Source organism: Roseovarius sp. AK1035 (assembly GCF_003288315.1).
Classification (GTDB): Bacteria; Pseudomonadota; Alphaproteobacteria; order Rhodobacterales; family Rhodobacteraceae; genus Roseovarius; species Roseovarius mucosus_A.
In genome coordinates, this window is the sequence record NZ_CP030099.1 from 1,921,273 (window position 1) to 1,932,015 (window position 10,743).

The 10,743-nt window shown below is 62.5% G+C and carries 11 protein-coding genes and 1 tRNA gene; 2 read left to right on the top strand and 10 right to left on the bottom strand.

Annotated elements, in window-relative coordinates; translation table 11 throughout:
* Positions 1-90: 90 nt before the first annotated feature.
* From RAK1035_RS09060 to RAK1035_RS09095, 7 genes are all read right to left on the bottom strand, one after another.
* Complete coding sequence (locus RAK1035_RS09060; protein ID WP_008281788.1) at positions 91-618, bottom strand: hypothetical protein; 528 nt, start codon at positions 616-618, stop codon at positions 91-93.
* Between the two features lie 333 nt (positions 619-951).
* Positions 952-1,026, bottom strand: a tRNA-Phe gene (locus RAK1035_RS09065).
* Between the two features lie 77 nt (positions 1,027-1,103).
* On the bottom strand, positions 1,104-1,286 hold the full coding sequence (locus tag RAK1035_RS09070; protein ID WP_008281789.1) for a DNA gyrase inhibitor YacG: 183 nt from the start codon (positions 1,284-1,286) through the stop codon (positions 1,104-1,106).
* Positions 1,283-2,308 (bottom strand): ribonuclease E/G, encoded by a 1,026-nt coding sequence (locus RAK1035_RS09075; protein ID WP_008281790.1) that lies wholly within the window; start codon positions 2,306-2,308, stop codon positions 1,283-1,285. Before RAK1035_RS09075 ends, RAK1035_RS09070 begins: the two co-directional genes overlap by 4 nt.
* The gene (locus RAK1035_RS09080) at positions 2,305-2,883 is read right to left on the bottom strand and encodes a Maf family protein (protein ID WP_008281791.1); all 579 of its coding nucleotides are present in this window, start codon (positions 2,881-2,883) and stop codon (positions 2,305-2,307) included. Before RAK1035_RS09080 ends, RAK1035_RS09075 begins: the two co-directional genes overlap by 4 nt.
* Before the next feature lie 190 nt (positions 2,884-3,073).
* Positions 3,074-3,292: a translation initiation factor IF-1 gene (gene infA / locus RAK1035_RS09090; protein WP_005978431.1), complete on the bottom strand. Its 219-nt coding sequence runs from the start codon at positions 3,290-3,292 to the stop codon at positions 3,074-3,076.
* A gap of 83 nt (positions 3,293-3,375) precedes the next feature.
* Positions 3,376-4,260 (bottom strand): carbon-nitrogen hydrolase family protein, encoded by an 885-nt coding sequence (locus RAK1035_RS09095; protein WP_008281796.1) that lies wholly within the window; start codon positions 4,258-4,260, stop codon positions 3,376-3,378.
* A gap of 160 nt (positions 4,261-4,420) precedes the next feature.
* On the opposite strand from RAK1035_RS09095, the gene RAK1035_RS09100 reads away from it, so the two are divergent.
* Positions 4,421-4,711 carry a type II toxin-antitoxin system Phd/YefM family antitoxin gene (locus tag RAK1035_RS09100; protein ID WP_008281797.1) on the top strand — a complete coding sequence of 97 codons (291 nt, stop codon included), beginning with the start codon at positions 4,421-4,423 and terminating at the stop codon, positions 4,709-4,711.
* Here RAK1035_RS09100 and RAK1035_RS09105 read toward each other — a convergent pair.
* On the bottom strand, positions 4,674-5,909 hold the full coding sequence (locus tag RAK1035_RS09105; RefSeq protein WP_008281798.1) for a urate hydroxylase PuuD: 1,236 nt from the start codon (positions 5,907-5,909) through the stop codon (positions 4,674-4,676). The two genes, RAK1035_RS09100 and RAK1035_RS09105, sit on opposite strands and share 38 nt — an antisense overlap.
* A 148-nt stretch (positions 5,910-6,057) precedes the next feature.
* Between RAK1035_RS09105 and RAK1035_RS09110 the strand changes: the two genes are divergently transcribed.
* Positions 6,058-7,455, top strand: a complete 1,398-nt coding sequence (locus RAK1035_RS09110; RefSeq protein ID WP_008281799.1) for a helix-turn-helix domain-containing protein — start codon at positions 6,058-6,060, stop codon at positions 7,453-7,455.
* A 14-nt stretch (positions 7,456-7,469) separates the two neighbouring features.
* Here the strand turns inward: RAK1035_RS09110 and RAK1035_RS09115 are convergent, their stop codons facing one another.
* Both RAK1035_RS09115 and torT read right to left on the bottom strand, forming a co-directional pair.
* Positions 7,470-9,503: an FkbM family methyltransferase gene (locus RAK1035_RS09115; protein WP_008281800.1), complete on the bottom strand. Its 2,034-nt coding sequence runs from the start codon at positions 9,501-9,503 to the stop codon at positions 7,470-7,472.
* Between the two features lie 159 nt (positions 9,504-9,662).
* Positions 9,663-10,709 carry a TMAO reductase system periplasmic protein TorT gene (torT, locus tag RAK1035_RS09120; RefSeq protein WP_112303076.1) on the bottom strand — a complete coding sequence of 349 codons (1,047 nt, stop codon included), beginning with the start codon at positions 10,707-10,709 and terminating at the stop codon, positions 9,663-9,665.
* Positions 10,710-10,743: the final 34 nt, after the last annotated feature.

A 10,743-nucleotide genomic window follows, 5' to 3' on the forward strand; every position in this document is an offset into this window, starting at 1 on the left:
CGATTCGAACGGCGCACATCTGGCGTTCATTGAAGATGCAGCATTGAACGGGCCGGAGATCGGGTATCGGTTGCGCGGACAAAGATGCCGTTAGAGTTCAGGCATGTGTGTCCATGCGAGCCGCAAATTCTTTCCTGTTCTTCTTGGCAAATTCACCCGTTTCACAAGACGTCCGGCAACCTCGAAATCGGCACTAATCTTTACAATGAGAAGTCTGTTGAAGTGCCTGTCAAGACGCACGTTGATTTGCTCTTTGCTGTTGAGCGGAGAGATTGTTTTTATCTCAACAAAGTCATTTCCGAGCCTGCCATCAGAACCTTGGGCATAATTCCTGTGGAGCTTAATTCCGTACATTATCGCGCCAAAAAGCTCGCCGATGTCACCGTAGACGTTGAGATGCTGCCCAGTTTCTTGAAAGTAAGATTCTGCAAGCGTCAACAGGTCTTGAAAGTATGGGATCAAAGTAAGGTCAGCGTTCGGATATTTGAGCCGCAGGCGGGCTTCCCGTTCCAGTTCAGCAAGACGGCTATACCTGACTTCTTCTGGGTCGATAATGCTATCCCAATCCAGCCATTCTCCGTCGATCCAAAAAGCATTATCTGGGCCAAGTTCTTTCATTATTACTCCAAGTTTAACTTCTCGAAGCTTTAGTAGGCCACTTTGGTAAAATTGTGACTGCTTTGAGGGAGGCTCAGACGGGTCCAGTTGGCAGCGCTTTTCGGAGTTGGCGATCAGCCATGCGGGACCTTGCTGCGCTTTTGCCGATACAGCTATCGCGTGCCCAGAAACTGCTCGCGTTGCGTCAAACTCGGCCCTCCATCAAAGGATATTTCACTAATATCAGAACCGAATGTGATACAAAATGTGATACACATTCTGGGGGCACAGCTCCACAAAAATCAAAATTCTAATTGCAAATCAGCACCTTAATGCTGGTTTTGCTTTGCAAAATGGTGCCCGGGGGCGGAATCGAACCACCGACACGAGGATTTTCAATCCACTGCTCTACCCCTGAGCTACCCGGGCATGGGAGAAGGCTGCGCCTTCGGGTGGATGCGTTCTAGGCGAGCGCGGGCGGGGTGTCTAGAGGGTATCAGCAAAAATCAATGGGGTTTTTGCTGCTCTTGTTCCAGCGCGTCGAGGGCCTCTTCGATGTCGGCCGGATCGGAGGAGGGCACGGCGTAATCACCCGCGAACCATTTGCCCAGATCCACGTCGGCGCAGCGCCGCGAGCAAAAGGGGCGGTAGCGGGCGTCGGTCTTGCGCTGGCAGATCGGGCAGCTCATTTGAGCAGGTCCGTAAGCGGCTGTCGGTCGCGTTTGCGTTGCAATTCAAAGTGCCCCAAGGGCGTCCAACCCGCGAGAGTGGTTTCGGTCGTGTCCTGGCGTAGCGCGGCGCGCAGGGAGGCTTCGAACGTTCTGCGGTCCTTTTTGGGCATGGGGGCAAGATCGAGGGTGATCTGCCCGCCAAGGCCGCGCAGGCGCAATTGGCGCGGTAGGTCGCGGGCCATGGCGATATTGGCTTTGAGCCCCGCTGCAAGACTGGCGTCGCCGCCGGTGTTGACATCCACAGCTACAAGGGCGCGCGTGGGCTCGATGTAAAAGGATGCGCCGCCGGGCAGGGGGACCAAGGCCTCGCGCAGGGCGTCGAGTTGATCAAGCACGCCGTTTTCCGCGAAAGAGCCCGGATCAGTCAGCACATCAGCAGGCTCTACCCAGTCACGCCAGGCGAGGGTATGGGGGCCGTCGCCTTCGGTCAGGGTCTCTGGCTCGGGGCCGGTGGCATCGGCGAGAACCGCCTCGGCCAGATCGCGCATGGCGTTAACATCCTCTGCGATATCAGCGGCTTCGGCGCTTTCGCATGAGGAGCGCAGGATGAGGCCCATGGGGCTGTCGCCCATTTCGGCATGGGCGATTTCCAAGAGAGAATCGCGCAGGGTCTCGTCCTTGATGGACCGCGATACATTGAGACCGGGCGCGTCGGGTGTGACGATGGCGTAGCGGCTCTTGAACAAGAGTCGAGTCGTGACCGGCAGGGCCTTGCCCGGTTCGGCGTGTCCAGTGACCTGTACGAGTAGCGGCTGACCGGGCGTCAAGCCTTTGATCTGGCGAAGGAAAGCGGAACCGTCGGGCGTGCGCAGGAACATGCCGCCTTGCCCTTTGACGGGGCGATCGGCGATGGCGCGATAGATGGTGCCGGGGCGCGGTTGATCCGAGTCGATCAGCAAGTCCTCAAGCCGCCCACCCACCAGCAGGGCTGCGGCCTCGGCGTCGTTTATGTGGTCGAGCGCGATGGTCCGCAGGGTCATTGGGTGTCCTTCCAGAGCGGGTAGCCAGCGGCGCGCAAGAGGCCCGCGGTTTCAGTCAGGGGCAGGCCGACGACGGCAGTAAAAGATCCTTGAATCCAAGGGATTAGCGCGCCTGCGGGGCCTTGTATGGCGTAGCCGCCTGCCTTGCCCTGCCAATCATTTGTGGCAAGGTAGGCGTTCAGCTCCTCATCCGAGAGGCGTTTCATCTGCACGGTGGTTACAACGTCCCGCTCCCATATCCGCGATCCGCGCCGGACAGCGACGGCCGTGATCACCCGGTGCCGCCGCCCGGACAGGGCGAGCAGGAATTGTGCTGCTTCGCCAACATCTTGAGGTTTGCCAAGGATGCGACGGCCAAGCGCCACGGTGGTATCGGCGCAGAGCACGATATCATCGTCCTCGGCCACAACCGTCCACGCCTTTTCCCGCGCCATGCGGGCGCAATATGGGCGGGGCAATTCAGCCTTGGCCGGGGTTTCGTCGATCTCGGGGGGCAGGATTTTATCCGCCACCACCCCGATTTGTGCCAACAGATCGCGCCGGCGCGGGCTGCCAGAACCGAGGATGAGTCTCATTCCAGATCTGCCTTGTCTTGCAGCGCGGTGGCGTGTGCGCGCAAGGTCGCGCCCAAGGAAAACGCAGCGGTGTTAAGCACTGCCTTTGCCTGCGGATCGTTCATTTCCTCAGTCAATTCATGCAGATACGCGACCGCCTCCTTGGAGGCCGCACGATATGCCTGACCATACTCGGCGCTGCAGGCCAAGTTTACTTGAAGCGATAATTGATCCGACCCTTGGTCAGATCATAGGGGGTCATTTCCACCTGAACTTTGTCGCCAGCAAGAACGCGGATGCGGTTCTTGCGCATTTTGCCTGCCGTATGTGCGATGATCTCATGGCCGTTTTCAAGCTCGACCCTGAATGTCGCGTTGGGCAGGAGTTCCTTGACGACACCGGGAAATTCGAGCGTGTCTTCCTTGGCCATGGTCTCTCCTTGATATGGCGCCCCGCCGTTTTGCGGAACGCGCTAGTAAATGCGCCGGTTTTGCGCGGTTTTCAAGGGTGTAATCACCGTAGAGGTTCAGATGTGACCGTGACGTCGCGCCCCAGTTGGTCTTCCCAATGGCGGCGGTTGAGCACAACGCCGTCGGCGCGAACATGGGTGATACGGTCCAGATCGACCTCGGCATAGGTCCAGCCGGGGCGGTTGAGCGTGCCCTCGGCGAGGACGCCGGTGGGTGGGAACCCTGTATCTGGTGGGCCAAAGACGCCACCCATACCACAATTGGTATCGACCGCCGGGGACCAATCCGCCGTGCCCACGGTCGAGGCCATGACGGTGACGCATTGCATTTCGAGGGCGCGGGCCATGGCACCGATCCGGACGCGGGAATAGCCGGTCAGAGCCTCGGTGCAAGAGGGCACAAGGATCAGGTCGGCATCGGCCAAAGCCTTGCCCAGCAAGGGAAATTCGCTGTCGTAGCAGATCAGGATGCCGATCTTGCCGAGGCTTGTGTCAAAGAGGCGCAGGGGGCCGCCGGGGGCGACGTGCCATTCCTCGCGCTCGAACCGGGTCATGATCTGTTTGTCTTGCGCGGCGCGCGCCCCGGTGGGGGTAAAAAGCATGGCGCGGTTGACCGGGCGGGGGCCAAGATCTGGGTCAAAGACCGGGGCTGAAGCCCCCAGAATATGCAGATTATACTGCGTCGCAAGCTCGGCATGCAGATCGTAAGCCTCTGACATCACGCCAGAAACGGCATGCAGTGAGCGCTCTAAATCGCCCGCGGCCTCGGTGCCCGCGAGCATGGCCAATTCCATCGCGCCATATTCGGGAAAGACCGCGAGTTCGGCACCCTGTGCGGCCGCCTCGGCCACCCAATCGGTAAGCTTGCGATGGTAGTCGGCCCAAGAGGTGAGCGGGTCGAGCGGATAGGCGGCGGTGGCGATTTTCATGGGGCGCGCTCCGGGCTGGGGTATTTTGTACGCTTTGTAAGGTTTTGGAGGTGATTTTGTAAGGTCTCGATTGGTTTTGCTTGGGTCGCGCGCTGTGGGCAACGTTTTCTTAACCTCTGCCTGCCAAGTTGGTCAGGTCAGGCAAGGCAAGAGGCGGGCGATGTATGATGAGATGCCGGTCCATCGGGTGCGAACCCGTCTGCGTCGGGTGGTGGATCATCTGGCGGCGGGTGGTCAGCGGGTGATGGTGCTGCGCAACGGGGTGGCGGTGGCGGGCCTTGTCTCGGTCAGCGATCTACAGGCGCTGGAACAGGCGGATCAGGCGCGGATGGAGCATCATGCGATTCGCGCGCAGGCGCGATTGCGGGACATTGGCCTGTTGAAGGCAGGGCTTGATTCGGCACGGCTGGAAGCTAGGGCGCGGTACGGCCCGCCCGATACCAAGCGATGAGCGTGGCGCGTTCCGAGGGTGCCATCGCGGTGAGGTTGGCGGGTGGCATGGCATGGCTGAGCCCGGCCTGGAGGTAGAGGGCGCGGGCCTGACGGGCGAGGTCGGCGGGTGTTTCGAGGATCACGCCTTTGGGGGCGTGGATCATGCCGGGCCAGAGTGGTTCGGTGGCATGACACATGGCGCAGCGCAGGGCCACGATCTCTTGCACCGTGTCAAAGCCGGGGGCCTCGCTCAGGCGGGTCTGGGCAGGGCTGAGGCGCGTGGTCTTTGGGGTGGTGTCTGCGGTGTTCGGGCCGCCCAAAGCTGAGAGCCAGACAATGGCGGCGAAGATCAGCGCAGTGACGCCCCATGCCCACCAAGGGCGGCCACGCCCGGCGTGCAGGCTATTGAAGAAATGCCGGATGGTGACGCCCATCAGGAAAACAAGAGAGGCGATGAGCCAGTTGTAGGGCGTGGCGAAGGCAAGCGGGTAATGGTTGGACAGCATCAGGAAGATGACGGGCAAGGTGAGGTAATTGTTATGGGTCGAGCGCAGCTTGGCGATCTGGCCATAGCGTGCCTCGGGTGTGCGCCCGGCGCGCAGATCGGCCACCACGATGCGCTGATTGGGCATGATGATGAGAAAGACATTGGCGGTCATGATGGTGGCGGTGAAGGCCCCCAAATGCAGCATCATCGCGCGACCGGTGAACACCTGTGTATAGGCCCAGCCCATCGCGGTCAGAAGCGCGAAGAGCACGAGCATCAGGCGGGTCGGCTGCGCGGCCAGCCCGGATTTGCAAAGCCGGTCATAGATGAGCCAGCCAAGGGCCAGCGAGCCCGCCGAGAGAGCGATGCCCTGCGATTGGGTGAGCGGGCTTTCGGCGCTGAGCAGGTAGAGATCGGCAGAGGCCCAGTAGACCAGCATGAGCAGGGCCGCGCCCGAGAGCCAGGTGGCGTAGCTTTCCCATTTGAACCAAGTCAGGTGATCCGGCATCTGCGGCGGCGCCACGAGATATTTGCGGATATGGTAGAAGCCGCCGCCATGCACCTGCCAGTCTTCGCCCTGCGCGCCCATGGGCAAATCGGGCGCGCGGCGCAGGCCGAGATCAAGCGCGATAAAGTAAAAAGACGTGCCGATCCAGGCCATGGCGGTGATGACATGCAGCCAGCGGGCGGCAAATCCGGCCCATTCGAGAAGGATCGCGGGCTCTGGCATCGGCGCGCAGTCCTTTTGGCGGTGTGCATATGGGGTAGATTAGCGGTTGTGGCGGTGCTGTCTATGGGGCTGCGCGTGGCGGGGGATTGCCGGCGTGTCTTTGCAAATGTAGTCTCGCCCCTATGCGAAGTTGCAAAGGGTGCGCGCCATGGCGATCCAGAAACTCTATGCCGGGGCCAAGCTGCGCGAGACGCGGCAGCGGCTGGGCCTGACGCAAAAGGATTTCGCGGGCAAGCTGGGGGTGTCGCTGCCCTATCTCAACCAGATGGAGAACAACAACCGCCCTGTGAGCACGACGGTGGTTCTGGCCTTGGCGCAGGAATTCGGCTTCGACGTGACAGAGTTGAGCACGGGCGATGCCGAGCGGATGGTGAGCGACATGCGCGAGGCGCTGGCCGATCCGGTGTTTGGCGACGATCCGCCGCCCCTGGCCGATCTGCGGCTGACGGCGTCGAATGCCCCGGCGCTGGCGCGGGCGTTTCTGGAGTTGCACAGCGCCTATCGCCAGACCCACGAGCGATTGGCGAGCCTCGACGAGGCCTTGGGGCGCGAGGATGCGCGCAACCAATCGAGCCCTTGGGACGAGGTGCGCGACTTTTTTCATTATTGCGACAATTACATAGATGCGGTGGACCATGCCGCCGAGCGCTTTGCCGAAGCGGGCGGCGGGCCGGCGATTTCGGATCTGGCCTGCGCGCGGTTGGCGGCGTTGGGCATTTCGGTGGTCGAGGCGGATACCGCACAGTTGCGGCATTACGACCGCGCCGCCGGGGTGCTGACGCTCTCGTCGCGCGCCGCCCCCGAGAGCCGACGGTTTCAGCTTTTGTTGCAACTGGCGTTGGTGATGCAGGATCAATTGCTGGAGGCGACGCTGGATTTCGCGCGGTTCCAGTCAGACGCGGCACGGTCCATCGCCAAGATTGGATTGGCCAATTATTTTGCCGGGGCGGCGATGATGCCCTATGGCCGGTTTTTGACCGCCGCACAGGAGGTGCGACACGATCTGGAGGTTTTGGCGCATCGGTTTGGTGCCTCGATCGAACAGGTGTGTCACCGTCTTTCGACCTTGCAGCGGCCGGGGGCCAAGGGGATTCCGTTTTTCTTTGTGCGGGTCGATCAGGCCGGCACGATCACCAAGCGGCATTCGGCGACGCGGTTGCAATTCGCGCGGTTCGGCGGGGCCTGTCCGCTCTGGAACGTGCATCGGGCGTTCGAGACGCCGGGGCGGTTCCTGCGGCAATTGGCCGAGACGCCGGATGGCGTGCGCTATATCAGCCTTGCGCGCGATGTCTCGAAACCCGGTGGCAGCTTTGGCGCGCCGGTGCGGCGGTTTGCGATTGCGCTGGGCTGCGAGGTGAAACATGCGGGCGAGTTGGTGTATGCCGACGATCTGGATGTGAGCCGCGCGCGGGCGTTCGAGCCGATTGGCATTTCCTGCCGGATCTGCGAGCGGGCGGAGTGCCATCAGCGATCGGTGCCGCCGCTGGAGCGACGCTTGCAGGTTACCCCGGACGAGCGCGGCGTGTTGCCCTATCGGGTTGGGTAACCCGGGCCGCGCGGTCAGAGGCTGTCGATGAAGCGTTCGGCCACGCGCGGCTTGATCTCGCCGCGTTCAACCAAAATCTCGAGGCAGCGCAGGGTGATGTCGGTAAAGCCGTAGCAGGTATCACAGAGCAGCGCGATTTTGCGCAAGTCGGTGCTGTCGAGCGTGTCGGGGCGAGAGAGGTCGCGCAGGTAGAGGATATCGCCGTCGAGCATCTGTTGCGGCGTGGCATCCGCGATCCGGCCCAACCAGCGGGAGCGCAGGAGCCGTTTCTCGATGTGCAGGAAGGAATGCGGCACCAGCCCATGCGCCTGAAGAAGGCGGTCGATCTCGCCGAAGGAGGGCTGGTTGTCGTAGAGGGGGAAAAAGTTGACCTCGCTTTGCACGGCCAGCGTTTGCGAGAGCGCGGTTTGGGCGTGCGTGAAGATCATCGCTTCGGCCCCCTGCACGTCGATCTTGAGGAAATCAACCCGGCCAATGCCCTCGATCTCGTCAAGTTTGCGGCTGGGCAGATCGACATGGCCGGTGGGGCGCGCGGCGCGGCGCAGGCCGAGCAGGTGGTCGAGTGTGGGCTGGCGGATTTCGAGCAGGGAGGCGAGGCCGGAGCCGCGATAGAGGTTGAGCCGATGCGTCGCCCCATCGCCGACCACGTCGGGAAAATAGGTCTCTTGCGGGGATTTGCGGGCGTTGAGGGCGGCCAGCGCCTCGGGCTGGGGTTCAAACCCGGTGACATGGGCGTGACCTGCGGCGAGCAGCTCTTTGTAGGGGGCGTCATGGTTCATCGGGTTGGCCCCGATATCGAGGATGCGCAGAGGGTCCGTGAGGCCCAAAGTGCGCGTCAGATCGGCCAGGCGCTGCTGCGCGCGCGCCTGGGCAGAGGGGGCAGGTGTAGCGGGATGGGCGGCGGCGATGGGCGTCGGCTGCACCGCTTGCAGGCTGGCACCGGTGCCATCGCGCAGGTCGGCGAGCACCTGCATCATCTGGGCGGCGATGCGCGCGGGCGCGCGGTCTTGGGCGAGGGCCAGGGCCGCGGCGCGGCGGCTACGCAATTCGTCATTGGGCATCTCGACCAGCCGGGTCATCATCCGCAAGAGGCCGCGCGGCGCGCCCGGATCATAGAGAAGATCGTGGTTTTCCGGGGCCACATGGGCGCGCAGAGCCTCGGTATCCGGGCCGATCACAGGCAGGCCAAAGCCCTGCGCCAGCATCACCGAGCCGGAGGTAAAGAGGTTGCCAAAGGGCGCAACAAAGACCTGCGCGCGGGCAAAGATGCCGGCGACCTGTTCATCCGGCACGGCCTCGTCGGTGAGGGTGACGCAATCGGTGTCTTGCAGTGCGCGAAAGAGCTTTTGATGGCTGCGCGCGGCGCGGCCACAAAGATGCAGGTGAAAAGGCACGTCGCGCCGGATGAGCGTGCGGGCGGTATCGACCAGCGTATCCAGCCCCTTGTTGGCGCGAAAAGCCCCGAAGAAGAGAAAGGCGCGCGCGGCGCAATCGGGCAAATCGCGACCGAGGCTGGTTTCGGCAGGTTCGTAATGCCCAAGATAGCTGGGATGCGGCAGGATGCGCAGGCGCGCGGGATCAACCCCCCAGTCGCGTTGCATATACAGCGCCGCGTCGGGCGTGTGTACATGCACCAGATCGGCGAGGGTCACGACGCGGGCGCGGGCGGCACGAAAGGTCTCTGGGTCCATGTCGCGATGCGGGGTTCGGTTGTGAACCGTCCAGAGGATACGGCCGCCACCGGCCTTGAAGGCTGCAAGGGCGGCCAGATCGCGCTCGGCCTCGTTGGCATTGGCGGCGCTGTCGCGAGAACGACCAAAGATCAGGTCGTCCCAATGCAGGTGCAAGAGGCGATGCCCCTCTGCCAACAACCGGGGCAGATCGGTGATTTCGGTCTTGGCCAAGGGTTCGGTGCGGAAACCGGCGTCGGGGGCGGCATAAAGCAGGGGTTGGTAGGGATTGCCGCGCGACATCGGCAGATTGAGCACCGGCACCGGAGCCGCCGCGACCGGCGTCGGGGCGGTTTTGATCGTTGCGCTTTTTGCCATGCTCTGCCTCTTGCCCAAGAATACCCATTAACGAGGACGGCGGGGGCTCAGCGGAGGAAGGTGGTCTTTGGACGGGGTTTTCGGCCCCGTATTGCCCCTTTGGTCCCGTCTGCGGCCCCTATATCCGGCCTTGGTGCCATGATGACCGCAAGCGGTGCGCTAGTCCAGTTCGAACACGGGGATAAAGCTGGCGGGCGCGAGGGTTTCGGCAAGGTCGGTATTGCCGACCATATCGGGGGTTACGAGCATGATTTGGGGGCCGGCATGGCGGGTCTCGAGCGTGCCCTCGATGGCGCGCACGGCCATTTCGATGGCGAGTTTGCCCTGCATGATCGGGAAATCGGTGGGCGCGGCGAGGATGCGGCCGCGACGAATGCCGCGAAACACCGCGTGGCTCATGTAATCCGAGACGATGTTGATCTGCCCTTCGAGCCCGCGCGCGCGCAGGATCGACACGGCCACTTCGGCGGTGGGGGCGCTGCCGACGATGTAGTCGATGGCAACCCCGCTATCGAGCGTTTCCTCGACCAGCGTCACTTGGATTTCGCGGCCTGTGTCGCCGTATTTGGTAAGCACGATCTCTGCCGCGCTCTCGGCGATGGCGTCGCGAAAGCCCGCCTCGACAAAGCTGACCCAACCGGCCCCTTGGGGACCGGGAAACCACGCCAGGCGCACCGGGGCGCTGCCCTTGGGGTGGCGCTTGGCGATGAAGCGCCCGGTGATGGCACCCATGTCATACCAAGAGACCGCCGCCTTGGCCGCGATGCCGGGATCGGCGATGTCATTGACCGTGGCGATGACTGGCACCTGTTCGGAGAGCGCCTGAACGGTGGGGGTCAGCCCCTCGAAAGACACGGTACCGACCACCAGCGCATCCGCGCCTTGGGCCACGCAATTGGTGATCTGTTCGATCTGACGGTCAAGATTGGGATAGCCGCCCGCCTCGACCAGACGAAAGCCCACGCCAAGGCGCTGGGCCTCTTCGACCATGCCGAAATTGACCGAGAGCCAATAGGCGTCCTTGAGATGCGGATAGGAGATGCAAAGCGTCCAAGGGGACGCGGCACGATCGAGTGGCGTATAGGTGAGCGGACGCGCCGGGCTGGTATAGTCGAAGGGCACCGTATGGGTTTGCAGCGCCCATGGGTCTGCGGCGAGGGGCAGAGGTGCCAAGAGGGCGAGCATACAGGCGATTATTCTTTGCATGAAACACTCACTCCTCTGCGGAAATTACTATAGA

Coding starts and splice junctions, on each gene's coding strand:
- RAK1035_RS09060 (WP_008281788.1), bottom strand. CDS start 618: ATGAAAGAACTTGGCCCAGATAATGCTTTTTGGATCGACGGAGAATGG.
- RAK1035_RS09070 (WP_008281789.1), bottom strand. CDS start 1,286: ATGAGCTGCCCGATCTGCCAGCGCAAGACCGACGCCCGCTACCGCCCC.
- RAK1035_RS09075 (WP_008281790.1), bottom strand. CDS start 2,308: ATGACCCTGCGGACCATCGCGCTCGACCACATAAACGACGCCGAGGCC.
- RAK1035_RS09080 (WP_008281791.1), bottom strand. CDS start 2,883: ATGAGACTCATCCTCGGTTCTGGCAGCCCGCGCCGGCGCGATCTGTTG.
- infA (WP_005978431.1), bottom strand. CDS start 3,292: ATGGCCAAGGAAGACACGCTCGAATTTCCCGGTGTCGTCAAGGAACTC.
- RAK1035_RS09095 (WP_008281796.1), bottom strand. CDS start 4,260: ATGAAAATCGCCACCGCCGCCTATCCGCTCGACCCGCTCACCTCTTGG.
- RAK1035_RS09100 (WP_008281797.1), top strand. CDS start 4,421: ATGTATGATGAGATGCCGGTCCATCGGGTGCGAACCCGTCTGCGTCGG.
- RAK1035_RS09105 (WP_008281798.1), bottom strand. CDS start 5,909: ATGCCAGAGCCCGCGATCCTTCTCGAATGGGCCGGATTTGCCGCCCGC.
- RAK1035_RS09110 (WP_008281799.1), top strand. CDS start 6,058: ATGGCGATCCAGAAACTCTATGCCGGGGCCAAGCTGCGCGAGACGCGG.
- RAK1035_RS09115 (WP_008281800.1), bottom strand. CDS start 9,503: ATGGCAAAAAGCGCAACGATCAAAACCGCCCCGACGCCGGTCGCGGCG.
- torT (WP_112303076.1), bottom strand. CDS start 10,709: ATGCAAAGAATAATCGCCTGTATGCTCGCCCTCTTGGCACCTCTGCCC.